General features: G+C 46.1%; 26 protein-coding genes and 1 other RNA gene. 17 read left to right on the top strand and 10 right to left on the bottom strand.

Annotated features, from left to right (window positions below):
- Positions 1-703: 703 nt before the first annotated feature.
- The 3 genes from JGK36_RS23820 to JGK36_RS23830 form a co-directional block, all read right to left on the bottom strand.
- Positions 704-1,333, bottom strand: coding sequence for an RluA family pseudouridine synthase (locus JGK36_RS23820; RefSeq protein WP_293201141.1), 630 nt, complete (start codon positions 1,331-1,333; stop codon positions 704-706).
- Positions 1,300-2,760: a hypothetical protein gene (locus JGK36_RS23825; protein WP_293201143.1), complete on the bottom strand. Its 1,461-nt coding sequence runs from the start codon at positions 2,758-2,760 to the stop codon at positions 1,300-1,302. Before JGK36_RS23825 ends, JGK36_RS23820 begins: the two co-directional genes overlap by 34 nt.
- Positions 2,761-3,455: 695 nt before the next feature.
- Complete coding sequence (locus JGK36_RS23830) at positions 3,456-4,349, bottom strand: hypothetical protein (RefSeq protein ID WP_293190633.1); 894 nt, start codon at positions 4,347-4,349, stop codon at positions 3,456-3,458.
- Positions 4,350-4,974: 625 nt separating this feature from the next.
- Between JGK36_RS23830 and JGK36_RS23835 the strand changes: the two genes are divergently transcribed.
- From JGK36_RS23835 to JGK36_RS23865, 7 genes are all read left to right on the top strand, one after another.
- Positions 4,975-6,657: a tetratricopeptide repeat protein gene (locus tag JGK36_RS23835; RefSeq protein ID WP_293179222.1), complete on the top strand. Its 1,683-nt coding sequence runs from the start codon at positions 4,975-4,977 to the stop codon at positions 6,655-6,657.
- A gap of 373 nt (positions 6,658-7,030) precedes the next feature.
- The gene (locus tag JGK36_RS23840) at positions 7,031-7,600 is read left to right on the top strand and encodes a transposase (protein WP_293198211.1); all 570 of its coding nucleotides are present in this window, start codon (positions 7,031-7,033) and stop codon (positions 7,598-7,600) included.
- Between the two features lie 15 nt (positions 7,601-7,615).
- The gene (locus tag JGK36_RS23845) at positions 7,616-7,924 is read left to right on the top strand and encodes an IS200/IS605 family accessory protein TnpB-related protein (protein ID WP_293190637.1); all 309 of its coding nucleotides are present in this window, start codon (positions 7,616-7,618) and stop codon (positions 7,922-7,924) included.
- A gap of 16 nt (positions 7,925-7,940) precedes the next feature.
- Positions 7,941-8,093, top strand: coding sequence for a hypothetical protein (locus tag JGK36_RS23850; protein WP_293190639.1), 153 nt, complete (start codon positions 7,941-7,943; stop codon positions 8,091-8,093).
- A gap of 115 nt (positions 8,094-8,208) precedes the next feature.
- Positions 8,209-8,433, top strand: a complete 225-nt coding sequence (locus tag JGK36_RS23855) for a hypothetical protein (protein WP_293179228.1) — start codon at positions 8,209-8,211, stop codon at positions 8,431-8,433.
- Positions 8,434-8,890: 457 nt separating this feature from the next.
- Entirely contained in the window at positions 8,891-9,202 is a 312-nt protein-coding gene (locus tag JGK36_RS23860) for an RNA-binding protein (RefSeq protein WP_293179231.1), read from the top strand.
- Positions 9,203-9,608: 406 nt separating this feature from the next.
- Entirely contained in the window at positions 9,609-10,220 is a 612-nt protein-coding gene (locus JGK36_RS23865; protein WP_293198213.1) for a hypothetical protein, read from the top strand.
- A 303-nt stretch (positions 10,221-10,523) separates the two neighbouring features.
- Here JGK36_RS23865 and egtD read toward each other — a convergent pair whose 3' ends face one another.
- The 4 genes from egtD to JGK36_RS23885 form a co-directional block, all read right to left on the bottom strand.
- Positions 10,524-11,567, bottom strand: coding sequence for an L-histidine N(alpha)-methyltransferase (egtD, locus tag JGK36_RS23870; protein ID WP_293179237.1), 1,044 nt, complete (start codon positions 11,565-11,567; stop codon positions 10,524-10,526).
- Between the two features lie 345 nt (positions 11,568-11,912).
- Positions 11,913-13,304: an SUMF1/EgtB/PvdO family nonheme iron enzyme gene (locus JGK36_RS23875; protein WP_293198214.1), complete on the bottom strand. Its 1,392-nt coding sequence runs from the start codon at positions 13,302-13,304 to the stop codon at positions 11,913-11,915.
- A complete protein-coding gene (egtC, locus tag JGK36_RS23880) occupies positions 13,276-14,064 on the bottom strand; it encodes an ergothioneine biosynthesis protein EgtC (protein ID WP_293179243.1) in 789 nt (262 codons plus the stop codon). Before egtC ends, JGK36_RS23875 begins: the two co-directional genes overlap by 29 nt.
- 34 nt (positions 14,065-14,098) lie before the next feature.
- Positions 14,099-14,239, bottom strand: coding sequence for a hypothetical protein (locus tag JGK36_RS23885; RefSeq protein WP_293150157.1), 141 nt, complete (start codon positions 14,237-14,239; stop codon positions 14,099-14,101).
- Positions 14,240-14,253: 14 nt separating this feature from the next.
- Here JGK36_RS23885 and JGK36_RS23890 point away from each other — a divergent pair, with 14 nt between their 5' ends.
- Together JGK36_RS23890 and JGK36_RS23895 are read left to right on the top strand one after the other, a co-directional pair.
- Positions 14,254-14,472, top strand: a complete 219-nt coding sequence (locus JGK36_RS23890) for a hypothetical protein (protein ID WP_293150155.1) — start codon at positions 14,254-14,256, stop codon at positions 14,470-14,472.
- Between the two features lie 294 nt (positions 14,473-14,766).
- Positions 14,767-15,054, top strand: coding sequence for an RNA-binding protein (locus tag JGK36_RS23895; protein WP_293179249.1), 288 nt, complete (start codon positions 14,767-14,769; stop codon positions 15,052-15,054).
- A gap of 118 nt (positions 15,055-15,172) precedes the next feature.
- On the opposite strand, the gene JGK36_RS23900 is transcribed toward JGK36_RS23895, so the two are convergent.
- Together JGK36_RS23900 and JGK36_RS23905 are read right to left on the bottom strand one after the other, a co-directional pair.
- The gene (locus JGK36_RS23900) at positions 15,173-15,619 is read right to left on the bottom strand and encodes a hypothetical protein (protein ID WP_293179251.1); all 447 of its coding nucleotides are present in this window, start codon (positions 15,617-15,619) and stop codon (positions 15,173-15,175) included.
- Between the two features lie 672 nt (positions 15,620-16,291).
- Complete coding sequence (locus JGK36_RS23905; RefSeq protein ID WP_293190645.1) at positions 16,292-18,736, bottom strand: putative PEP-binding protein; 2,445 nt, start codon at positions 18,734-18,736, stop codon at positions 16,292-16,294.
- Between the two features lie 73 nt (positions 18,737-18,809).
- On the opposite strand from JGK36_RS23905, the gene JGK36_RS23910 reads away from it, so the two are divergent.
- Together JGK36_RS23910 and JGK36_RS23915 are read left to right on the top strand one after the other, a co-directional pair.
- A complete protein-coding gene (locus tag JGK36_RS23910; RefSeq protein WP_293179257.1) occupies positions 18,810-19,496 on the top strand; it encodes a ComF family protein in 687 nt (228 codons plus the stop codon).
- A 342-nt stretch (positions 19,497-19,838) separates the two neighbouring features.
- Positions 19,839-20,768, top strand: coding sequence for a sterol desaturase family protein (locus JGK36_RS23915; RefSeq protein ID WP_293198215.1), 930 nt, complete (start codon positions 19,839-19,841; stop codon positions 20,766-20,768).
- 662 nt (positions 20,769-21,430) lie between these two features.
- On the opposite strand, the gene JGK36_RS23920 is transcribed toward JGK36_RS23915, so the two are convergent.
- Positions 21,431-22,066, bottom strand: coding sequence for a 2'-5' RNA ligase family protein (locus JGK36_RS23920; protein ID WP_366516598.1), 636 nt, complete (start codon positions 22,064-22,066; stop codon positions 21,431-21,433).
- Between the two features lie 47 nt (positions 22,067-22,113).
- On the opposite strand from JGK36_RS23920, the gene JGK36_RS23925 reads away from it, so the two are divergent.
- From JGK36_RS23925 to JGK36_RS23950, 6 genes are all read left to right on the top strand, one after another.
- On the top strand, positions 22,114-22,380 hold the full coding sequence (locus JGK36_RS23925) for a YciI family protein (RefSeq protein ID WP_293179261.1): 267 nt from the start codon (positions 22,114-22,116) through the stop codon (positions 22,378-22,380).
- A gap of 23 nt (positions 22,381-22,403) precedes the next feature.
- Positions 22,404-22,500, top strand: an RNA gene (gene ffs, locus JGK36_RS23930) — signal recognition particle sRNA small type.
- A gap of 23 nt (positions 22,501-22,523) precedes the next feature.
- On the top strand, positions 22,524-22,907 hold the full coding sequence (locus JGK36_RS23935; RefSeq protein ID WP_293179263.1) for a hypothetical protein: 384 nt from the start codon (positions 22,524-22,526) through the stop codon (positions 22,905-22,907).
- Positions 22,908-23,104: 197 nt separating this feature from the next.
- Positions 23,105-23,548 carry a hypothetical protein gene (locus tag JGK36_RS23940; RefSeq protein WP_293179265.1) on the top strand — a complete coding sequence of 148 codons (444 nt, stop codon included), beginning with the start codon at positions 23,105-23,107 and terminating at the stop codon, positions 23,546-23,548.
- A gap of 24 nt (positions 23,549-23,572) precedes the next feature.
- Positions 23,573-24,142, top strand: coding sequence for a Uma2 family endonuclease (locus JGK36_RS23945; protein WP_293179267.1), 570 nt, complete (start codon positions 23,573-23,575; stop codon positions 24,140-24,142).
- A 96-nt stretch (positions 24,143-24,238) separates the two neighbouring features.
- Positions 24,239-25,606 carry a DNA phosphorothioation system restriction enzyme gene (locus tag JGK36_RS23950; protein ID WP_293190666.1) on the top strand — a complete coding sequence of 456 codons (1,368 nt, stop codon included), beginning with the start codon at positions 24,239-24,241 and terminating at the stop codon, positions 25,604-25,606.
- Positions 25,607-25,973 lie beyond the last annotated feature (367 nt).

Below are 25,973 nucleotides of genomic sequence, written 5' to 3' on the forward strand. Positions count from 1 at the left end.
CTCAGTTTTGCAAGAAGCATTTTTTATAGTAGTGCGAGCGGGGACGCTCGACTGTAAATGCCAAACTGAGATGCTCCCCTTCTCTAGAAGCTGGCAAAGAGCTGTTGAGAGACTCCCCGCACGTTTACACGCGGGAGTCTCTCGAATCCTTATTTATCCGATCTTAACTTGATTGAGCGCTGGTGGAAAGTTAAACAGTCGAATGCGCCAGCAACTAAAGCAGTTTAATTGTGTACCAGAAAGAATTGGTTTAAAGCCTCTCCTTAAAAGGGATAAATTAAAATCAGACGATTCATTACTTTAATCCTCTTCCTTCTTTTGTTAAGTGCTTTCAATTGTCAACTGTCAACTGTCAACTGAATTCATGCGACCCTTGCATATCTTATACCATTTAGAAAAAGTCGTGCGACCCAATAATTGTTGGGCGGATTGAAACGGAGGGTTGTTTCCACGAGTCCTATGTGTCAGGTGCGTCGCCACTCCCCAAGTCGATAGAATTTAGGGATTAAGAATAGCGACGCACCCTACGAATATTGTTGCATCGAGTCCTAACCGACGAAAGCGGTTGCGAGACTTGGTATCGCCCCAACCGAGCGCCTCAACTAAGAAATAGCTGCTCATTGCCGATAGCTAGCAAAGTCAATATAACTTGTTATTCTACTTTCAGGCGATCGCACTATCGGACTTGCGATCGCCCGCACGATCAAAATGGCGTCGCCACCTGTAAGCTGAGCCTTGAACCCAAATGCGGATGCTCAAAGGAGAGTTCCCGCGCGTGCAAGTGCAGCCGATTCGCAGGGGCGCGACATCCGTAAAGTCGATCGCCCAAAATCGGTATTCCCAACCCTCGAACATCCGCTGCATGAACCCTCAATTGATGCGTGCGCCCCGTCAGCGGCCAAAACTCGACGCGAGTACAATTTCCCTCCTTCGCCATTACCTGAAACCTAGTAATGCTGGGTTTTCCGCACTCCAAATTAACTTGCTGAACCAGGGAATTTTTCGGGTCTTTTTTTACCGGGAGTGCGATCGTCCCCGCCTCTATGTTGACAGTCCCCGAAAGCACTGCTTCATAAACTTTGTGAACCCGCCGTTTCTCAAATTGCAGGCTTAGTTGACTGCTGGTTTCTTTGTCCCGCGCCAGCAACAAAATCCCAGATGTTGCTAAATCTAACCGATGCACCGCCGTCAGTTCTAACCCATCCGGCAACAAGTTTTGCAAGCGACTCAAAACGCTATCTTGATTTTCCAGATAACGACCTGGAACTGACAGCAAGTCTGGGGGTTTGTTGACTGCAATTAACCATTTGTCTTCATAAACAATTGGCAGCATTTCCTGGGGATTGGTGACTGGCAAGATGCTCGTTCCAGCAAATTTTTTGAGATTTGTGGGATGGGCATCTTGCGCGCCCCAAGAGCGATCGGTAACGGGCAAGATGCCCGTTCCACCATGATTGTTTTGATGAGTTGTGGGGAGTAGGGGTTGGGCATCTGGCGCGCCCCTAGGGGTTGGGCATCTGGCGCGCCCCAAGAGCGATCGGTAACGGGCAAGATGCCCGTTCCACCATGATTGTTTTGATGAGTTGTGGGGTGGGCTTCTAGCCCGCCCCTAAAAGTCTGGCTTGTCGGGCGGGCTTCGATGCCACCATTAAAAGACTGATTTACACTTTTTTTTAATGGAGCTTTTGAGAGACTTTTGCTATTAGCTGGCTCTGAAAAAGCTGGGTAAGCTTTCGCCCCCGAAACAATTGGATTCTGTGGCAATCCTGACAGCAAAAAACCCATCAACGGCTGACACCGATCGCTACAAGCACCATAAAACTCTCCCGGAACTTTGTCACCCGATGGCGGCCCCCACCAAAATTCAGCCATTGCTAGCGGTTTCAGATTGTTTGCTGCCGCGCAGTGCAGCAATTTTGGCGCGCAGCAGTCGCCGGTGCCAGTCGGAATAGAATTAGTTGGCATCAATTCCTGGATCGATCGCGATTTTCCCAAAAAATTCACCAGAGTGTAAGCTGCGTGCATCTCGGCCTGAAGTTGGCGGGAAAGTTCTTTTCGCCCTTGTTTGAGCACCCGCATCCGCTCATTGGCAGCTTCAACGATCTTTTTTAGAGGCTGCAATATTGCATCCCGCTGCCGTTTTAATTGCCTGCATTCAATTCCCTCCAAACGGCTTTCTTGATTTAGTTTTTCCAGGGCTATTAAGAGTGTGTCTCCTGCGAGAGTTTGACTGCTTAGCTGACGTTGTTCGTCTCGCTGCTGCTTGCAATTGCGGTGCCGCGCATTCAAAACTTGCAATTGCAATTCAAATTCGCTCAATAAGGCTGCATATTCCTGTCGCTGCGGGAGTTGATTCAGTGCAATCAGTTCCTGTTTCATTGCTTCCAATTGGGCTAGCGTGCGCGCTTCTGTCAAAGCAACTCGCGATCGCCCCGGAATCGGTGGCACCCACCCGTCAACAACGCTAGAACCGTTCAGCAACCCAGAAAATGCTTTGAGAATTCGCTGTTCCCCCCAAGGCATTTCCACCAGCAAGATGCCGTACATCTTCCCCTCGCGATCGTAGGAATCGTCAGCAGCAAGGTACTGCATCAAACCCCTGGCGATTTCTTCAGACATTCGAGTACGTGGCAATCTCAGCAGATCCGCACTTTTAGGGCAATGCCCTTCGTACCAATAACTGGGGCTAGAGTCGATCGACCCTCCCTCTTCGTCGATCGACCTTTCCGTGAAATCTAAAAGCGGGTGTAGAGTTAGCATATTAAATTTGATTTAAAATCTCGATCGCGACATATTGGTTTGTATCCTAACCCTAGGCTGGGAAATACAGTTATACCATTTTTTTAAAGTTATGACAGACTTTGGCAAACAGGGAAAGTCTCTTATAAATCAATACGGTTTACTTAAGATAGTATACCGGGAAAAACGATGTGAAAAACAGACCCTGCGATTGCTCTGAGGCGCGAGCGCTGGGGACAAACAAACCTTGCCAACCCTGTGAAGATTGCCTTTGGCTTGCCCTATGTAAGATATCTGCTTATCCAAACCAAGTTCGCTCCAGATTTGGTTTACATAGCGAACGTTATCCCCCTGGTAGTCAGTGCTAGAACCATTATCTTGTTTTCCAGTCAACGCATGACCAAGCTCGTGAAGTAGGGCACCAAGTAGCGAGTACGGTACTGCTTTGCCAGTATCGTTTATGTAACTCACATCGCTAATATACGAAGGATCTATTATAACAATGCCCCTGCCAATAGCAGCTTGAAAAGTGTCCCGCCGGAATCGTATCTCTATTGTGTTCCCGGCATTAATCCAATTGTCGAACATAGTCTTAGCTGTGGACGAACGGTCGTATGCTGTCTGCAAAAGGGTAAGGATTTGTGCCTCTTCGGCGACAGTAGTAAAACCTGTGAACGTCGTCTTTTGAGAAAAAGTCCAAGCCATAATTTTTTTCCTTAACGAAGAAGGTCGTTAATCCGGTATCGATCGGGGGTGAATAGGTCTTTGAGATCGAGAAGGCTTTCGTAGCGGATCTCAGTCGTTTCTGACGCGAAAAATTGGTCAATCAGAGCCTTGGTAAGATCGGTATATCCGATCGCTGCCTTCCCAACAGCTAATTCAAAAGCACGGGCTACTGACATGTAAAACGGAATCAAGGTGGTTTGCCACGTATTGCGAAACAGCCAAAAGATTTCCGGGGGCAAGCGCTTTGAAATACTGGCTAGGGCGGCAGGCTGGGCTTCTGGAGACGGTGCAAGCAGCACAGAGTCCTTGTAATCTTGTATAAATTGCCTGAAGATGCCGTTATCAATCGGAAGCAGAGGATTGGTGGGTGGGGCGCGTATGCCCGACATCAGTGCCTGATCGAACAGAAACTGTCGTTCGTTCCATAGGAACACGGCACGCACAACGAGCCTGGGCGATCGGCTGAACGTGAGTTTTACCCAAGGACTATCCAAATGCCTGGCATCATTAGATTCTGTACGCTCTAAATTGAACGGTGCTAAGGGCGCAGTCTTGACGAGCCGACGGTAAACGAAAAAAAGCTTGACTTCTGGAGAACTTTTCAAATCTCCGTGGCACTGCGATATTTCGTCAATCTTGGCAGAGATATGTTTGGAAATGGTCGTTACATAGTTCTTGAAATGTGACTCCTGCAAAGTGTCAACGGAGGAGGTGCCAGAAATCTGTCTCCCGCCCGTTTCGTCGATAATCTGAATTGAAGTTTGCACTTTTGGGCAGCTTTGCTGAGAGTACGTGCTTTCGATCGCGAGTACGTTGATTAGTAACGAGACAATAAATATTAGGGCGATCGTCTTGTGAGATCGAATTCTTAAATTGAGTGGCATAATGAAACCCTTCCCTCAACTGTCTTGTCCAAATCAACGTCTGACACCAATTGATTTTGATGTTTGCCAAACCAACTCCTTTTAGCTCTTTGGAAAAAAAAGTGTTGCAATGAAATGAATTGATTGATTTTTATTGCCTAATATTTAGCAGCTACTATTTATTGCCATCCTGAGCAACTCGATATAAAGAACAACATACCTCTTAATTAAACGATGTATGGCCGTTACAATAAAAGTTAACACACTGCCTTTTTGAGGACAGACTCTATTAACTCAGATCTCGCACCGCAGAGATTTGAAGGATTCTGGGAAAATTAATATCGTTTACGAATACAAGTTTCCGACACTCGTAGTGGAGAGATCAAAATTTTAGACTCTGGTTCAAGCTCCCAGATTCATCTGTGGAGTCAATCGAACATCGAAAATCGACTGACCGTATTTTACAGCGGTATACGCAAAGTGGGAGCGGTGCATAATTTTATACATTACAGTTAAGTAAATATAATTTGTGGTAATAGACCTGATATGCTAAATTTGTCTCAAAATAGCAGCGAGTTAAGAAAAGCATAAGTTAATATATAAGACCGCAATCTTGTCAACCCACTAAATTTTATATGTAAGGCGTATGCCAGATATCTCGACTTCTACCACAGAAAACTCCTCAAATCCCGAGTCCGGCCTCCTGCCCCCGATTTTAAGAATTTTTGCAGCATTTCCAGATTATGATCGGGGCAACAGACACTACGCATCGGGAAGGTACGAAGCGGCAATCATTTGCTACGGAAAAGCGGTGCAAATTAAGCCGGATTGGGCCCGCGCGTGGCTGAATCTGGGCAAAGCTTACAAGCAACTGCACTCCTGGGCTGAAACGGTGGCCTGTTGCGATCGAGCGATCGCCATTAATCCCGAAGAATATTGGGCCTGGATGCTGCGCGGGACAGCACTGTTAAGTTTGCAAAATCACCCCGAGGCGATCGCGACTTTTGACAAAGCAATTGAAATCAATCCCGAAAAGCACGAAGCTTGGTATCAGCAGGGCAGAGTTTTAGAAGAATTGCAGGAGTGGGACAAAGCAGCAACCTGTTACAAAAAAGCAACCCAACTTCATCCAAATTTGCCCGCGATGTGGTGCAGGCAAGGCAGCGTGTTGCTGCAAGCCTCGCGCTACGCTGAGGCTGTGGCGGCCTACGAGCGCGCTCTCAAACTCGTCCCGACTAATTGGGAAGCTTGGCTGAACCGAGGTTTGGCTCTGATGAAGGCGGAACGCTACGCTGAAGCTGTAACTTCTTACGATCGCGCCATTCAACTGCAACCACAAAACACTTTGGCTTGGTTCAATCGGGGCATTGCTTCGGCAAAATTGCACAAATACGGAGAAGCAGTCACAGCTTACGATCGCGTCTTGCTACTCCAACCCAATGACTCCGAAGCTTGGCTGTACAAAGGAATGGCCCTGAAACACCAGTGGCGCGATGGGGCAATAGCTTGTTTCGATCGGGCTATTCAAATGAATCCCGCTTATCCCGAAGCATGGATCGGGCGCGGTCAAACACTGTCAGAATCAAGAGATTATGAAGGTGCGATCGATGCTTTCGATCGAGCGATTCAAATTAATCCGAATTTCCCCGAAGCTTGGCTGGGCAGAGGTATGGCCCTAGCAGAATTGGAACGCTACAAAGATGCGATTATCGCTTACAGCAATGCCCTCCAAATTGAAGGAAATTTTCTAGAAGCTTGGAATTTGCGAGGCGAAGCCCTAGAAAAATTGGAGCAATACGAAGAAGCGATCGCCTGTTTTGACAAAGTAATCTCTCTGAGTTCAGAAACAGACATTACATCAAAAGTAGGATTGCAGCAAGGCGCAGCGCTAGAAAAATTGCAGCGTTACGAAGAAGCCGTCGCAGCTTACAACCGCGTCATTCAAAACGTGCCAGACAATTTTGAAGCTTGGTTGAAACGTGGCAACGCCCTGTCAAATTTGGAACAGTACGAACAAAGTCTAGCATCATACGATCGAGCAATTACTATCTGGCCCGACAGCTATCAAGGCTGGGTGCAGCGAGGCCTGGTGCTGGGGAAAATGCAGCGCTATTCCGAATCACTTGTCGCTTTCGATCGAGTGATTCAACTCAAGCCCCACAACTGGGAAGCTTGGGCGCAGCGCGGCGATGTTTTGCAAAAATTGCAGCGGACTCAAGATGCAATTAGTTCTTACGGAGTCGCCCTAGAAATCAAACCAGATTACTACGAAGCTCTAGTCAGCCGAGAAGAATTGAGACTCAAAGATGCAATGTCAGGAAAATGGTAAAACAGTTGACAGTTGACAGTTGACTGTTGACTGTTGACAGTTCACCGAAAGACGAGCGAGAAGCCCCTGGCTGTCTTACATAGTCCGGAACGCGACTGCGACTTTAGTCGCCTACATTTTCCTCTTTAATTAATATCCTTTGATAGCAGGTGAGAAGGTATAATATAAAAAGGAGGTAACAAAAATGTTTGGATGCCAACAAAATTTAATTATCCCGGATAAAAACCTAAAAGCAATTCTCTAATTCCTGTGCAGTGAGTCATCAAAACTGACTAATTGCGGTATTTATTATGCTCGTCAAATGTATTTCAAAACAGGTAAAATACCGGGGAGAGCAGATTTGCATAAAGTGCTAGGTACGGAGAACCGAAATTTGCACTATAAAGCATTCTATTCGGATACCGCACAGCAGATTTTAACTACTGTTGCCGAATCTTTCAAATCCTATATTGGACTATTAAAAGGCATAAAAGAAGGGACAGTAACTCAAAGACCGAGACTACCTAATTATCGACAGGGTGGTCTAGCTTTAGTAACGTATACAGCTCGCTCTGTGAAGCTTAAAGACGGGTTATTAAGATTTCCACTCGGCACCAAAGTTAAAGCTTGGTTCGGACTGGATGCTTTCTATCTACAAGAGCCCACAAACTTAGACCACAAAGCGATCAGAGAATATCGAATCCTGCCTAGAAACGGCTGCTTTTACTTGGAATTAATCTACAAGACTGAGCAGGTTCAAGCAGATGTAGATCCATCTAAAGCTTTGATGATCGACCACGGAATGAACAATTGGCTAACCTGTGTAAGCAATACTGGGACTAGCTTTATCGTAGATGGGTTGCACCTGAAGTCGCTCAATCAAGGATATAATAAGCGCGTTGCGTTTTTGATGTCCGGGAAAGCGAATGGTTATTGGTCAAAACGACTGGAGAGATTGACATAAAATCGCAATCGCACAATGCGAGATGCTGTTAACAAAGCTGCTCGGAAGGTAATTGCTCATTGTTTAGCTAACAATCTAGGTACTGTGATATTCGGTTGGAATGTGGGGATGAGAAATGGTCTCAATCTGGGTTCTCAAACTAACCAAAAGTTTGTTCAAATTCCAACTTGTAGACTCAAGGATAGAATCGCTCAATTATGCGAAAAATACGGGATTCGGTTTGTAGTGACTGAAGAATCATATACTTCTAAAGCTTCATTTGTCGATCGGGACGTGCTACCTAAATTCTGCGAAAAACTTTCGTGGGTGGCAGTCAAGCGGTAAACGAGTTAAGCGCGGATTGTATCGCACCCTTGAAGGTTTGTTAATCAATGCCGACTGCAACGGTGCAGCTAATATCGGTAGAAAAGTAGCGGCAACTTTGGGGCTTTGTCTCAAAGAAGTCAGTAGAGGTGCTTTGTTAACGCCTTTGAAAGTCCCTTTGTGGTCTTAATCAAGAATCCCCCCGATTCATCGGTGGGGAGTATCAATACGCTTATTTCAGTGGCGATATTCCAGCGCTGCGGGCCGCCGATGAGGCGCTCAAAGCTGGGGGATTTGCTTTTGCTTTGATTACCGCTGAGGGAATGCTGCAAAACAAACCGCCGCTGATCCCTTATCCGAGTCACTGGGTGGCGCTGTTGGGAAATGTCGCAATTGATGAGGGAAGCGATCGAAAGGGCGATCGATCTCGCGTTAGTTTTGATGTTTATACTTGGGGTAGAAAAATGCGCGTAGATATTCCTAAGAACTCTTTTGAGAATTATTTTTGGGTCGCCATTACAGGGCGCTAAATTTAATGCGATCGGAGACGGGATATCAGAGATTAGAAATTCAGTCAACACATGAATCCGAGGCTAAAAAGATTGATCTCTGGTGTTACAGGCAGGATATCTATGCAACCCGAAAAGTGCCCGATCTCAATATAACGATCGAGAGCAATATTTTCAATAAAACCCCATCCACCTGCTAACAGCAACGAAAAAAATCAGCCCTCAGCTCGATCGCACAGCAAAAAACCAAGGTGATGAGGCTAACAGTGCAATATGTCAGTTATCAAGAATACTTTCCGCGGGAGATTGCCCGACGGCACCCTAATTTGAAAATTAGGACAGGCAATTGCTGATTCTGCTGGCTTCATGTTATAGTAGTTTTTCAAGAATTAAATTCGGTTGCGTAGTTTGTTGGTGTTTATTTACAAGCCTCTCTCCGAATCTAAGTCTCTGCACCCTAATAGATTCTGGAGATTTTATGTCGATTTACGTGGGTAATCTTTCTTATGAGGTCACATCAGACGACCTCAACGAAGTATTTGCCGAGTACGGAACTGTAAGCCGCGTCCAAGTGCCAGTGGACCGGGAAACAGGCAGAATGAGGGGTTTTGCTTTTGTCGAAATGGCCAGCGAAGCAGAAGAAGCAGCAGCTATTGCAGCCCTCGACGGTGCTGAGTGGATGGGTCGTGACTTGAAAGTCAACAAAGCCAAACCTCGCGAAAACAACAACAAACGCTCCTCGGGTGGCGGTGGCTGGGGCGACAACAATCGCTCTTCACGACGATACTAAGCTTTGAGACTGAAAATTTGAATTTTGGTAGTTGACAGCAAGTGCGAATGCTGCTTTTTTTTCGGGCTGTTGGACTCGCTAAATACAACTGCCAAACCTTTAACTCAGTTTAGCCCCCTCCTTCGAGTGAGGGGGCTTTGTTGTTGGCGAAAAATTCCACGAGGTACGCCCGCCGCGCAGCGGACAGCCTAACTCGCAATTCTGTATCGCGATCAACTGCTTTTTTCAAGAAGCTTTCGGGATTTATGGGCGCAACTCCTGTAAACTATCAAAACTAGAATTAACTCCAAAGAAAAGTTACAATAACGCAAAAGTGATATTGCTCAAAAAAACAAATAATCTTTACTGAAAATTAGCAGATCAAACCAGCCAGACCCGCAAATCAATAGATTTTGCCTGAATAAAGATGCCCAAGATCTACAGCACGGCGGAACTCATTAACATCCTCGCAGAAGAGCGCCAAGCCTGCTTGCACGGGCGACGCCTCAATTTGACTGAAACTCCTGCTACAGGAAACCCCGTGATCGATCGCTTTCTCAAATCTGAGGGCGTTCAAAAGTTCACTGCTTATCAAAATTTTAAGGCAGCCGTGCATGAATACCAGCGGGAACATCAAGTTTCTGGGATTGTCTGGCGGGAAATGACGGTTAAAGGCAATAGTCTGCGCTACCCGGGAGTGGATGACGAATTAATCGCTCTACCGATCGATTTGATGACGCTGAAGGCTGCTAAGACTGCGATGTTGGAATTCTGGGAGCGGGTAACTGCGGGGATGGATTTGTATTTGAGTATTAATAGTGGGAAGGATTTTCGAGCGATCGAGCCGATCGACGTAGAAGCTCTAGCCCAGCGTACAGAATGGGCGAGTCTCTCGAAGTGGGAAAAGTTGGATTTTCTCGAAATTTTGTTGCAGTTGGGCTGGGGGAAGCCCGAGGAAGCCTATTACAAGCGGGGATGGCCGACATCCGGCAGCGAGTACATTCACGCCGTAAAACCCGGACAGCGGCCGATTTGTTAATTAGTCAGTAGTCATTAGTCAGTAGTCAGCAGTCAGTAGTCAGCAGTCATTATATCAAATCCGGCAGCATCGTAATTATAAGAGTGCGAGCGTCTCGCTCGCGATCTATGCCGCGAGCGAGACGCTCGCACTGATATCATCCAAATATATTATTCCGATGCAGCCGGAAATGATATTAGTCATTAGTCAGCAGTCATTAGTCATTATTAGTCAGTAGTCAGTAGTTACTGATTATTGGGAGATATTCAAAAATAACAAATAACAATTGCCAACTGCCAACTGTCAACTGCCAACTGCCAACTGTCAACTGTCAACTGTCAACTGACAAAGCATCAAGCCAAACCACTGATTTGGGTCTGTCCAAACTTGCACCGGCTTTAAACCGCGCTGCGAAAGATCTGCCTTTACAGTATTGAGATTAAACTTGCGCGAAATTTCGCTGCGGATAGTTTCTCCGGCGGCAAATTCAACCGTTAAATCGAGCGCGCGCAAGTTGACTGTTTGCGCTTTCTTACTTTTCAAGTGCATTTCAATTTGACATTGTTCTTGATTGTAAAAAGCCCAATGCTCGAACTGCGCTAAATCAAAATTTCCCTGATACTTCCGATTTAAATGTCGCAGCATATTCAAGTTAAAGGCTGCGGTCACTCCTTGACTGTCATCGTAGGCCGGCTCTAAAATATCCTTAGATTTGTCTAAGTCAATTCCCAGCAAAAAATACTCTCCCGGCTGCAATGCACCGACAACTTGCGAGAAGAATACATCGCATTCTTGATGGTTGAGATTGCCGAGGGTGCTGCCTAGAAAGCAAATCATTCGGGTTGGCAATGGCGACGGGGCAATTTTAGCTAAGGCTAATTCGTAAGTGCTGACAAGTCCGTGAATTTGGAGCGATGGATAATCTGCTAACAGTTGACAAGCGCTGCTTTCTAGGATAGTGGGGCTGATGTCGATCGGCAAATAGTGCAGCGGATATTCCAATTTGCTGTAAGCATCGAGGAGAATCCGGGTTTTGGTGGAACTGCCGCTGCCAAGTTCGACGATTTCGCACGGGCCCGTCAAATGCGCGATCGCCCCTGCACACTCTTGCAAAATTGCCGTCTCAGTGCGCGTTAAGTAGTATTCCGGCAACTGACAAATCAACTCGAAGAGGTTCGAGCCGCGATCGTCGTAGAAATACTTGGGAGGCAGGGTTTTGGGGTTTTGAGTCAACCCGGTAATTGCATCGCTGCCAGCATTGATTTCTGCGGGTGTCGGTGCCACAGCGCTCACCAGCCGCTCTAAGTGCAGCCGGTTTTCTTTGGTTGACGCTGGGTTTGTCTTGTCGGAAAGTCTTGGAGATTTCATAGAGTAAAATTAAGATGCACAAATTGATATAGCACACAGTTGCGTTGCTGAAGATCGCACTCAAGCTAGATTTTTGAGGCCGCTCTCCGTTCTGTATGTTCTCACCCGATGGCGAGTCGCGTCCACAAATTAAAATTCAACAAATATCAACCTAAATTATTAAATCATTTACAAACCTTTTTAACCTAGTATTTTTAAGTGGAAAAAAGTTTTGGTGTTTGACAAACAAATATTGTCTAAAATTAACTGGAAATAAATTTTATTTTTTAAATTTAAATCTTACAGGTTCGTAGTGAGGACTTTAGTCCGCATAAAATTAGAGGACTCGCATTCCTCACTACAAACCTATGTGATTGTAGTTGTGGCGCAGCGAAAACCCGCGATAATTTGCCGCACGCCCGGATAGTACCAATTCCGAAAAGTCGATCGCAGTGCCTGAGGAAAAGTTGCCCAACTCCCGCCTTTCAAAACCCGATGTTCTCCATCAAAATAGAGTTCAGAGTATCCCCGATAAGGATAACTTTCAAATCCTGGATAGGCGTCAAAGGTTGAAGCTGTCCACTCCCAGACATTGCCCAACATATCACAACAGCCTGCTGGACTTGCTCCCGTTGGAAAAGCATCAACGGGGGAAGTATTGGCAAGATGATTGCCGTGATTGCACAGGCTGGCATTTGGCCGTGTTTCTCCCCAAGGATAGGTAAGTTTTGTCTGATTTGTGGGATCCCAACTTGCTGCTTTTTCCCATTCGGCTTCCGATGGTAAGCGCTTCCCGACGAAGTTGCAGTAAGCTTCGGCTTCGTACCAACTGACGCCGCAAACTGGATGGTTGTTGAAAGCAGGGTTTTCTGACCAGTAAAGCGGGCGATCGACTAAATGAACTTTTTGCCATTCCCAGCCCTCAGCAGACCACCAATCGCGGTTCTGATAGCCGCCGGATGTCATAAAATCTCGGTATTGACCGCAAGTGACCGGATAGCGATCGATCGCGTATGCTTCTAGATCGCACAGATGGCGCGATCGCTCGTTATCCAAAGTTTCAGCAGCATCGCTTCCCATATAAAATTCCCCGCCGGGAATCTCAATCTCTGGGGAATCGGTAATGGGTAATGGGTAATTGGTAATGGGTAATTGGGAATTGGTAATCGGGAATTGGGAATTGGGAATTAATCTTCCTTCTTCCTCCTTACTTCTATCCGTTAAATCCGTTACATCTTGTACACTGCTCGTTGCCGAACTTCCCTCTTCCTTCTTCCCTCTTCCTTCTTCCCTCTTCCTTCTTCCTTCTTCCTTCCTTAGCATTTGCAGCACGAAAGCAACTGTTTCGCAGTGCTGACTTTCGTGCTGAATAATAAACCGCCAGAGACGTTCCTGTTGTGCGATCGGCGCAACGTCCAAATAATCTAACACCTTTTTTCGCACCGCATCCAGATACAATTCAACTTCTGGTAGCGCAGGCAAAAAAACTCGTTGTTTTTTCGGCAAAATATCCGCAGCAAACAGTTGGTGATACTCAGGAAAAACTGGCTTGAACCCACCACATTTCTGCAACAGCCACAAATCCTCAGTATAAGCAATGTGACCTAAATGCCAACCAACCGGACTAAAATCTGGATGGGCTTGACGGCAGAAAGTATTGTAATCGATGTCTGCAAATAGTTGAAAAGTGCCGCGGCGACACTGCTGCAAATCCTGATAAATTGCCTCTTTACAAGATTGGATTGATTTCGATCTCACCGTCTACTCCCGTACTGATCGTGCTCTGGACTGGACACTCGTGCCAATTGCCACCAAATAAAGGCTCAGAAGCAATGATGACAGAATTGGGGAAATTTAAATCGTCCCGCAGCCAATACAGGGAAGGAGGGACTTTTGGGAAAGCAAAACGAGATGCAACGAGCTGCTGTCCGTCGCTGATAATAATATTTGCTGAAAATTCAACTTGGTGAGCGTTTGCTAGTTCAGCCAAAGTTTTCAGGCAGTTTTGCAAAGCAGCTTTTAGGCTCAGATTGCTGGCTGTTAATTCATTGACAAATAAGCCGAAGATGTGCTCTGAATCTGTAGTACCGTTAATTGATTGATAAAGGGTATCGTTGAGCCGATCGCGAATTGGTCTGTAAAGACTTTTGCGAAAATTCTGCACAAAGCCGTTGTGTACGAACAACAGGCGATCGTGTTGAAACGGCTGACAGTTGCTCAAATCTAGAGCTTGTCCTGAAGTTGCACTGCGAACATAGGCGATCGCACAGCCGGATTCAACATATCGGCTGATACTCGGCAGATTGATGTCGTTCCAAATTGGCTGTACATTTTTATAAGTAAACGGATCGGTATCGAGGTGCGGGTGATACCAACCGATACCAAAACCGTCAGCATTGAGCAAGCCCGAAGTCATTTCGCGGGGCTGGTAACTCTGCACAATTAGCGAATGTTCCGGCTTGTACAGAATAGAATCGAGTAAAATCGGCTCGCCGAGGTAGCCAAGCAAACGGCACATAAAATTTTGTAAACAAACAGATTAGCATTGTAAATCATTTGCCGACAATTTTCCGGCAAGCGTTTTTTGCAGCATGAGCTTGCCCATCTTTAACAGGCTCGATCGCCCTTTTTTTGCAGTCTGCTGCCAGCATCTCCGTACAAACGGTACAGTAAAGATAGAACCCCAGCAGCACAAGGAGACTCTTGAATGTTCCTCGACGAACTCATCCCAGTGGTCAAAGAATTGATCCAACAGCCGATCGCCTTTGCGGGCGGATTTTTTTCTGGCCTGCTTCGACTCAACCTTCACGAAGATCCCGTTAGAAGCTGGATCGATGAGCAAGCCGGTTCAACTTCCTACACTCCTCCCGCAGCCGAAGCCACCAACGCTAAAAGCACGGGGCCTCAGTCGATCTCGATCGACTAAGCAAAAGGACTAACTATTGCAGTCAGTAGAAAGGGTTTGTCGGTGCGGCAAACCCTTTTAGTTCAAAGGCGATCCTTCAACAGTTGACAGTTGACAGTTGACAGTTGACAGAAGGAGAGCGACCTCTACCCTTAAGTCCGAGTATTGGAGTAATGAATAGTCTGATTTTAATTTCTCCCGATCGGGCGGGCGGGCTTTCAACCAATTCTTTCTGGTCAGTTTTAAGCGAGATGGCATTTGAGAGTCAAATCAATCGGTTATTATGTATAGCACAACAAGTTTAGTTCGATCGACATGACTATCTATATTGGAAATTTGTCCTACCGCGCCACCGAAGAAGACCTGAAATCAGTATTTGCAGAGTACGGCACAGTCAAGCGAGTTGTCTTACCTACCGACAGGGAAACCGGTCGGATGCGCGGCTTTGCATTTGTCGAGATGATGGAAGATGCCCAAGAAGACGCTGCAATTACCGAATTAGACGGTGCAGAGTGGATGGGGCGTCCCTTGCGAGTAAACAAAGCTAAACCGAAAGAAGAGGGAAATCGAGGCCCAGGCATGAATAGGAACAGCGGATATTAGGAATGAAAATTAAATAACTTCCACAAGTTTGTGGGATGGGCGTCCCGCCCGTCCAGAAAGAACGGGCTCTTCTGCCCCATCCCACTTTCAAGAGTGTAAGTTATTAAATTTTCGTTCTTTAAAAAGAGTAAATTCGCCCTTTTTCATCAATATAAACTGACCGATCTTGCCTAGTGCGGCCGTCTGATGTGGTGATGCGAACCGTCACAATGTTTTGCTTGGCATCAACGTTATAGTCGTATTTCAAAGTTGTGGTTCCTCCTTTGACATTAATCGGAATATTGGCAATGTCTCCGGTGCGGTTGCTGATGCGAACCAGGATGTTTTTGCTAGCTCCAACTGGCAAGGATGACAAGCCGACACCTGATTGACCGTATTCTAGGTTTAATCCGGTTTCATTTAACAGTCTCAGGGTAATGTTGCGAGTATAGTCAACCTGTGCTTGAGGTTGCCAAAATCCTGGTTTTGTACCGCCGTCAGTTGCAGGTTGAGATAATGCTGGATGGGGATGCAGACAGCCGAGGGCAGCAAGTATTGCTGCGGTTGCAATAATTTTTGATTTCACAAAAAAGCTCGGTAAGTGGGAAGCTCAGCGTATGAAAGACCTGAGAGGAAAACAACACGGGCGGTTTCAACCGCCTTGAATCTTTCTCTATCCATTTATGCATTACCGCCTTGGAGTTGCTTGATTTGGTGTACTTTTGTAATGTACTTAAGGGCAGGACAGTTACCGCCTCAAACCTTGCAACTCGCGATCGCATAATTTTTGCTCTTGTCGAGCCTCCCTTTCGGGGTAATGTTAGCTTGTCGGTCAATGTTATAAGAGCTTGTTAGGCTGAAAGCACTGCCTCAGTGACCCTAAGACTGTTTAACCTTCAGCGACAGAGCAGGGGACTAGCTTCGTATCCACAGGGTGTCGTGACTCAAATAACGTAGTCAGTTAAGACTTAGGCTGGTCAGCATAGCTTACTCGATCGCTCTTGCAAGCTCAGTCCCTTTAGGGCTGGGTTACTGACTGTTTCTACCTCCGGTTAAAGTGTCGGTGATATTTCTATGCTAGCTTGAAAATCTGATGTTTTTAATTGAGGATTTAGGTTTCCAAATGCGGTATCACTGAACCACTCAAGGATGGAAGGCAATATATCTATGCAGAAACCGGGTTTTTGTAATCATGGTTAAATATTGTTGCTGTTTGCATCGCAATAATAATTTTTGTGCTGGGCTGGCGGGATGCTGGTTAATTTTTAACGATCGCGCGCGCGGCATCTAGCAACAGGCGCTGTTCGGCGCGGGCGATCGCCCTGTAAGTCTGTTCTACAGTATCGACATTCACCGAAATAGACGAAATCCCCCACCGCACCAAGGATTCAACTATCTCGGGATACAAAGCTGGAGCATCGCCGCAGATAGAACAAGGAATCCCCGCAGCCCTGGCTTGTCGGATTAATTGCTCGATCGCCCTCATTACTGCTCGATCGCGTCCGTTGAAACCACCTGCTACCTGTTGGGAGTTGCGGTGAATGCCTAACAGAAACTGAGTTAAATCGTTGGTGCCGATGGAAATTCCTTGAACTCCTGCTTTTACGTAATCTGGCAATAAAAATAATACCGAAGGAACTTCCGCCATAATCCATATTTGAAACTGGTCGGGTCGATTTTTCCAAATAGTTTCTAAGCGCTGGCGGCAGTAGACAAATTCGTCTACGGAGCGCATGAAAGGCAAAATTAAATTGACATTTGTATGACCAGACTCGCAGACTTTTTGAAGTACGGACAACTCCCAATCAAATAACTCCGGTTCAAAGGTATCGCTGAAACTGCCATGAGATCCTGAGTCGCGCAAGTCGAGAGAGCGATAAAATATTGGTCGCGGTGCTACCGCTGCGGCAAATAAACTGAGACAATCTGCCATGCGATCGACAAATTCCGATTGGCGACCATCTTGCAGCCAAATTTTGGGGTTTTGACAGTCCAAAGCTTCCAATGCCATCAATTCCGATCGCAATAATCCGATGCCGTCGATGGGCAGATTTCTGAGGCGATCGATCGAACTTGTTTGGCTGACATTAACCAGCAGTTGAGTTGCCGTTGGCGCGCCCCAAACTGATTCGGGAGATTCTGCCCGTCGAGGTAAGGATGCGGGATTGGACGATCGCTCTGATATTGAAAATTGGTGGTTGGCTATTGACATTTTTGCTGCTGTACTGTATGTATCCGCATTGTTTGGCGTTTCCTGAAGCGGGTTGCTGTCTGCTGTGTCGATCGCCGGATGTGGAGCGAGGGCAAAAACTTCTCCGCTATCGCCATCTACCAATACCGAATCCCCCGAGGCGATCGCGCGAGTCGCCCCGACAACTCCCACAACCGCAGGAATTCCCAATTCTCTCGCTAAAATGGCGCCGTGGCCTGTCATCCCTCCTTGTTCGGCAACTATCCCAGCAGCAACTTTCAACCAAGGCAGCCAATTCGGATCGATTGTGCGGGCTACCAAAATGCCTCCGGCTAAGAAGTCCGCGTTTTCTGGGTGGGAATTAGTCATAACTTGGGCAATTGCTTCGGCTTTTCCTGAGGCGGCGCCCAAACCTTTGAGGATAGCAGGAGTTCGGGTTTTGGCGATCGCTTTTTCCCGGGAGGGCGCCACTTTTTCCCGTTTAAAAAGACGCATTTGAGTAAAATAAAACTGCGGATCGCTACTGTTTGTTGTCTGGTTTAGCGTCCACTCCAAGATTACATTACAGTCAAATTCGGCGATTACTTTTTTGCTCAATTCAATGAGTTTTTGCAATTGCGATTCCTCTAAAACGTATTCAGTTTGCGATTTCTCTCCCAGCGCCAAAAGTTCCACGCAACTGCCAGCAAAATCGGGAATTAACAATGCAGAATTGGTAATGTTTCGGCTTTCCCAATTTCCGCTCTGCGGTTTTTTTTTCGGCTTTCCCTCCCCGGTTTTGAGATTGTATGCTAATGTTTTGTAACCGAGCCGCTGGAAGTTAACCGTCCCTGTTTCGGGCTGGACTTGATAGTAATCGGGGATGGTTTCTCCCCGAGCGAGGGACAGTCCCAAACCGCTGGTGGCTTGAATTTCCCAGGCTGCACCCGCGTTAATTTTCACCTCGCCCGCAGCGATGGCTGGGGCGAGGGGCTGCACCAAAACTACGGGATTGATTTGCTGTATCTTCATGCCGCACCGCTGCCAGTAAAATAGACTTCTGGCTCTGAACAATTCTGCCCAAGCGCGTTTGAGTCCGGCTTCAATGGCTTCTGGTTCGGCACTTACTGCGTGAGATTCCAGGATTCCGGTTGTTTTCGGGTTCCAGGAAGTCAGGGAAGGGCGAAAAATTAAGGCTTGGGAGTTGAGCTGACAAACAGCAGACTCTAGGGTGGAGAGTAGTGCATCTGGCAGTTTGGCGGTGAGGATTTGGTGGCGGATGCTGCGAGCGATCGATTGCAGTTGTCTGGGTTCATCGACATTCAAGTGTAGCGAAGAGTGGGGCCAGTCAGCCAACAGCGGTTCTAGCCAGTCGATCGACTCTAAAAACTGCGAAAATGTTGTAGTCGGCACGACAAAACCCGGTACAGCGGGATGATTTTGGGCGAGTAAACAGCTTAAGTAAAATGCTTTTTCTCCCACTGCATCTCGGTCTGAAGGTTGAATTTTGTCTAGCCAGTAGAGATTTGTCACGCTGGGAGCCTGTCCTTGGAAACTGATTTAATTTTGATAGTTTTTCCCATTAATCACATACCACAATTTTACGATGAACGAGCGAAATTGGACGGGATTAGTCAAATCTTTTCTCAATCTATTTCTTAAGTCTAACTGTCCTCTTTGTCAGCGATCGGCTACCGAGGAGTTTTGTGGGTACTGCTACAAGCAACTTCAGCAATGTCAGCTACCCGATCCCGGTCGATTTTGGGCCTCCCAACAGCGTGTTTTTGTGTGGGGGGAGTACGGCGGGACTCTCAAACGGGCGATCGCAGCTTTAAAATATGAAGGAAATCCACAATTAGCAAAACCTCTCGGTGGCTGGCTGGCAGAATCTTGGCTGAGTTTTCCCGAATTAGCTATTGACAATTTAACAGTTGTACCGATTCCCATGCACAAATCAAAGGTCAAGGAACGGGGTTTCAATCAGGCGGAACTTTTGGCGGAAAGTTTTTGCGAGCTGACTGGTTTGCCTTTGCAGCGGCACGGTTTGGAGCGGGTGAAAAATACTCAGGCTTTATTCGCTCTGACAGCACAGCAGCGGCAAGCGGAAATGAAAGATGCTTTAATTTTGGGGAAAGATTTTCGGCGCCGTCTCCCGCGCAATCCAGTTTTGTTGGTTGATGATATTTACACTAGCGGTACTACTGTCAAGTCGGCAATTAAAACATTGAAAGAGTCGGGAATTGCGGTTTATGGAACTGTGGCACTTGCCAGTCCCCCTCGGCGCGATCGCTAAGCTGTTTTACTTTCAATTTTAAATATAGCCTTTCCAGCTTCCATAGGAGGTACTCATGGCCTCCGCGGTCTCTGCGGGCATACCTCACCACGCTTGAGAACCGCTATAATCTTATGCTGAAATGCTGTAGTGATTGACTGAGTTAACCTTTTATTATACCCTAATCAAGGGTAAAACAGCTTACTCCCTTCGGAAGAGCAAAGTTGCGCTGCTGCATTTCTTACCAGGTGAGGCACACTGAATCATTTGACTGTCAAGCTTTTTAGCTTTCACCACCTACCTTGCCAAACCGATAGCCACTGTATTTCCTTGTACCCAGATAACTAAACGTGAAAAAAAACAATGCTTAGTCCCGGATCTCAGCCCCCGAACCCACTCAATGATTGCCCTGAAAAAACTGTACTTTTCAAGGATAAAGTAATAGTAAAACTATTTAATTTGTTTTTTGAAATAGAGTTTTTCATCAAAGTTGCTATTGCTTGTACCCTGCTCCAGCAGTTAATTTATTGGCTCTCGAACAAAATCCATCTCGACTTTACCGCCGAGGTTTTACTGTACTGGTTGGTTGGGTCGGTTTCATTCTACAGCATCGGTATTGTTATTGAAAAAGTTCTTAAAACCAACGAGACTTGGCGGCAAAGATTCAATGTCAGAGTCAAGAAAGTGAAAGAACAACCGTTCCCTGCATTTACTGCTAAAGGAATCCTGATCGGAGAAATTAAAAGTTTAACAGCAGCAGCAATTATCCTGTACCTAGCTCCCGAAGTTCATCGAGGAAATAGCTGGCTCTTAAATTTTGAATGGTTCTTGATGAGAATAATTGCGGCGGATTTCTGCTTTTACGTTATCCATTGGCTCTTTCATCAAAAGTTCTTGCAGGAAATACATCTCAAACATCACGAATTCCAGGATTCATCCAGTTTTGTAGCCGGTCATAAAAGCCTGCTTGAATATGCTATCGTTACCGTTGCAGACGTTTTGCCGGTTTTTGTATTCGGATACGATATTACTCAATTGTGTGCCTGGACTATTATTGGAAATGCTTACAACCTAGAAGGTCACAGTTCTCTGTCAATATTTTTCATTTCCTCGGATTTTCACGATCTCCACCACTCTCGGTTTAAGGGAAACTACGGCATTCAAGGATTTTGGGACAGGGTATTCAATACGCTAAACCATCCCACAAAAAAGCCCGGAATTATGTTCCCGGTGGCTTCTCTGGAAAAGAGCCTCCTCAAGCCGTCCTATAAGGGCATTGATGGTGGGAATTGAACCTCGACTCGTTCTGGTAGGGCGATCGCCGATCCAAAGCTTTCCTTAAGCTTTGATCGGTTCGGGATCTCGAAGACAAAGAGATGATTGCGCTAGCGATCGGGAAGTTTTTGAAGAATTCTGATACATCAACTACCTCATGATTGAGAACCCACACCTTCAAATATACTTCTAATACGTACTGCCGTTCGCAATTGATAGCGCGATTGAAACGGGATTGGCAGAATTTGATATAGCGGTTCTCAAGCATGGTGAGATATGCACTATGCCCACGGAGGCCACGCAGGCCACGCAGGCCATGAGTACCTCCTATGGGAACTCGAAATATAGGTCAATACCGTTTACTTAAGACCGCCCTGGGGGTAAATCGCTATGAAAAATATATACTGCGATTGCTTCGTTCCTCGCAATGACCATCTTAAGTCAACCGTATTGGGCTATAGGTTTGTAGTGGATGCACTTGCAACCTCAGAAACCGGGTTTCTATGAATATTTCTCGTCACTAAATCCAAAAACTCGTAGAAACCCGGTTTCTCGCCCCCCGCGAGTCGCCTCTGAAAGTGTCCGAAGTGTTGATTGATGATGATTTGCTAGCAAGATTTTTTTGGGGAAACGAACCGCGAAGACGCGAAGTCCGCGAAGGAAGAGAAAGAAGAGAGAGTTTAGGCGCCAAGCGGAAATTGCTGGCTGATGTTCCAGCGGCTGCCGTCGTGAAGCAGTAAGGTTAAGGCAGCGGCGGTAAACTGAAAGTGGAGTTCGCGCGCTGCGAATTCCAGCCAAGCCGTTTGAAAATTCTCCTCAGTTAAATCGCGAAACGCTACAGTCATGTGCGGTACAAATGAGCGAGTCTGAGAAATGCGATCGACAATTCCTAAATTTGCCGCGACATAACTCATCAAATCTGTTTGCATCTCCAGCAATTGGGGCGATTTGACAACATCCGCATAAATGACGCGGGGTGCGAAAGCGGCAAAACCGGATAGCGTAACGGGAATTGGGAGCCGATTTGCAGTAAAGGCCCTGAGACTTTCCTCTAATTGCGCCACATCCGCCGCAGGCCGTTCAAAGGGAGGTTGCAGTGTGATGTGGGGTGGCGAATTCAAAGCACCACGGCTGTTGTAGCGATCGGCAAAATACAGTTTAATCTCGGTAATCTGCTCTTGAATATCGTCTGGCGCCACTAAAGCTATAAAAAATCTTTGTTTTGACAGGTGCATGGGATAGCATCGAATTAAGGAAGGAATGGCCGAGTACGGGCGATCGAGTATTTCCTCAATGCCCCGCACCAAAACACCCATTCCCAATCTACAATCCAAAATCCCAAATCTAAAATCTAAAATTTAAAATGCCTTGGTTTGTCAAAATTGAGCAAGGAATTGTCGAAAAGCCTGTGTTTGACCAGCACGTGCCAGCTCACAGAGCTTATGTCCGAGATTTGATTTCTAAAGGACACCGAGCGAAAACTGGCTACTGGGCGAGGCGGGGCGGCGGTATGTTGATGTTTGAGGCGGCTTCGATGGATGAGGCAAAGGCGATCGTCGCTGAAGACCCGCTGGTGAAGAACGGTTGCGTTATTTATGAAATTTATCACTGGTGTGTGGTTGAAGAATAAATAACTGTGTTATACTCGTAAATGAACTGGATCCACGCGATTCCAACGCCCAAATCTTGTCAGGACCGGAAGGTAGCAGCAACACGGGATGCTTGTAATAGGCGTGGTCTCCGGTTCACCCAGTTTTATGAGGTGTAGTTCCTATGCCTGGTTTCGGAGATATTTTACAAAAAGCAGTTTACCTTGGTGTCGGGCTAGCTTCCTACGCTGGTGAAAAAGCTGGCAGCAAGTTAACTGAATTACGCACTGAAGCCCAAAAGCTGGCAGATGAATTGGTGAAGCGCGGTGAGATGTCAACAGAAGAAGCTCGTCGCTTTGTTGATGATATGGTGCAACAAGCTCAGCAGCAGCAACCACCTGTAGAAGCTGCTGGGGACAAAAAACCCGCTGAACCTCGGCGGATTGAAATTGTTTCTGAGGAAGAAGAAGTTTCTACAAAAGAAACTAAAGAAACCGGCGGCGTAGACAAGCTCCGCGAACAGGTACAGAATTTACAAGACGAATTGCGGCGGCTCAAGCGCGATTAAGCGAAAAAAGCTCGCGCAGCAAAGCATGAAGGGAACTCAGGATAATAATCTTGAGTTCCCTTTTTGAATATCTTCTCTGTCAGATGTGGGTGGATATACCGCAATAGGTAATAGAATTGAGAGTAGGTGCGATCGCTTCCCTGGAGGCAGGCTCCACTTATCTGTTAAAGATTTTGCCATAGTAAGCCGTCAAATTTATGGAAGATTGGTCTAAAGATTTTTTTGAAGTCATGGAAAATGCTGTTTCTGAAGTAGAGCATTTTTTCACCGACATCGGCGAAGAGTTTGTCGAAATGCTGGACGTTTTGGCAAAAATTTCGGAAGAGTTTACAGAACAAGTACAAAATAACCTGATTGTTGAAGTTGATGGTTATTTAAATGAATTTGATGGTTATTTAAATGAATTTCTCGAACCAATAATCGAAATTTGCCGGGACTTTGAGCCTGATTTTGATGAGATAGATTCATCGTTTGTGACTTATGTAGACCCTTCGCCAACGCAGCATCCGGTTTGTCGCGGTTGTATGAACTATCACGGTCAAGTTTACGGCGGAAATTTGTTGGTTTGTGCGATGCACCCTACTGGTGTGGAATCGGATAGTTGTCCTGATTGGGAAACTGACGGCGATGTTAATTTTTAAGAGTTTTTGAGGGTTTAATCGCTTATGCTAACGTCAATTCAGTCTCCGTCCAAGATTTCTCTGGAAGAGTTTTTGGTGCTTCCAGAAACGAAGCCGGCTAGCGAGTATGTTGACGGTCAAATTTATCAAAAAGCTATGCCGCAAGGAAAACACAGCACACTGCAAACCCGTTTTGGGAATAGAATTAATCAGGTGGGAGAACCGCAAAAGTTAGCTTTTGCTTTTCCTGAACTGCGCTGCACTTTTGATGGACGTTCTATTGTTCCAGATATAGCAGTATTCGAGTGGTCTCGGATTCCTCTGAATGCTAATGGAAAAATTGAAAATATCTTTCAAATTGCACCGGATTGGATAATTGAGATTTTATCGCCGGATCAAAGTTCCAGTCGCGTAATTAACAAAATTTTGTTTTGTCTCAAAAATCAGACTAAACTGGGGTGGCTGATTGACCCGGAAGAACAATTAGTAATTGTTTTTCAACCGCAGCAGGAACCTGAAATTAAAGAGAATGAAGATGTTTTACCTGTACTCCATGTGCTGTCGGATTTGCAACTGTCCGCGGCAAATTTGTTCGATCTGTTAAGTTTTAATTAGAAATGAGTTACAGTTGAATCAGGATAAAGTTGCATCTAACGGCATTTAAAGGTGAATCACTTAACAGCCAATAATTCGGAATTTGGGTTCCCGAGGATGCCGCCATCGCTGCAATTGCGACAGTATCAGCAACAGGCGGTGGATAATTGGTTTGCAAATCAGGGACGCGGTACGCTGAAGATGGCGACGGGTAGCGGCAAGACGATTACTGCGCTGGCGATCGCCACTGAATTATACAATAAAATTAACCTTCAAGTCCTGCTCGTAATTTGCCCGTACTGCCATCTGGTGAATCAGTGGGCGCGCGAATCGGAGAAATTTGGTTTAAAACCTATTTTAGCTTTTGATAGCGCCCGCAGTTGGCAAAAAAAGCTGGCTGCTGGTTTGTATGAAGTGCGATCCTCTTCGAGGGCTTCGCTAACGGGCGATCGCGCATTTCTCACAATTATCACAACTAACGCTACATTAATGTTGGATAGTTTGCGATCGCAAATCCAGTATTTCCCCGAAAAAGCCCTAATTATTGGAGACGAAGTACACAACCTAGGCGCGCCTCGTTTAGGAGAAAGTTTACCGCGCAACATTGGGCTCCGCCTCGCCCTTTCTGCCACCCCAGAAAGACACTTCGACGAACAGGGAACTGAAGCTATCTTAGATTATTTCGGCCCTGTTTTGCAGCCCGAACTCACCTTAGCCGACGCCATCCGCCAAAAAGCATTAGTACATTATTTATACTATCCGATTTTAGTCGAATTGACCGAATCCGAAACCCGCAAATATTCCTACTTAACTAAAAAAATTGGTTGGGCGCTGTCGGGGGAGGAAAAAGTAGAAGAAAACGATGCTTTAACAACCTTATTAATGCAGCGGGCTAGGTTGATTGGGGCGGCGGCTAATAAATTAACAGCGTTGCGAGAACTAATGATGCACCGTCTCGACACATCGCATACATTATTTTACTGCGGCGACGGTGCGATCGAAGCAGGTGCGCGCCGCAGCAATCACCGCCAACTCACAGAAACCACAAAATTATTGGGTTCAGAATTAGGCTATCGAGTTAACACTTATACCGCGGCGACTCCCTTAGCAGAAAGAGAAAGATTGCGCCAACAATTTGAGAGTGGAGAATTGCAAGGTTTAGTCGCGATTCGCTGTTTAGATGAAGGCGTTGATATTCCAGCAATTCGCCATGCTGTAATTTTAGCAAGTAGCAGCAATCCGCGCCAGTTTGTTCAGCGCCGAGGACGAATCTTGCGGCCGCATCCGGGGAAAGAAAGGGCAACTTTATTTGATATGATAGTTTTGCCTCCAGATTTGGGTCGAGAAAGTTTAGAAGTCGAGCGTAACTTGCTGCGAAAAGAGTTAAAGCGCTTCCTGGAATTTGCCGATTTAGCTGACAATGCTGGGGAAGCTAGGGTCAAATTGGTGCAAATTCAAAAACGTTACGGATTGTTGGATATTTGACATTTATTCAGGTTCGGTTTATCTTAAAAAGATATAATTATTCGATCGCGGTTTGAGTTGCTAATTTGATTCGCGGACGCACCCAGACTCCAGAGACCCGGTTTCTTCGTAGATTTTCCGTGAGGGGAGAGCAAAACTCGTAGAAACCGGGTTTCTCGCCATGCAGAACCCCTATATTTTTTAATATTTGCAATAAAATAAGTAAATCCACCTAATTCAACGTCAAATACAGATAACTCAAAAGCAAACTCTATAAGCATTCTTCCTTCTTTCTTCTTCCTTCTTCCTTCTTCCTTCTTCCTTCTTCCTTCTTCCTTCTTCCTTCTTCCTTCTTCCTTCTTCCTTCTTCCTTCTTCCTTCTTCCTTC

The organism is Microcoleus sp. PH2017_35_SFW_U_B (assembly GCF_020737865.1).
In the GTDB taxonomy this organism is placed as follows: Bacteria; Cyanobacteriota; Cyanobacteriia; order Cyanobacteriales; family Microcoleaceae; genus Microcoleus.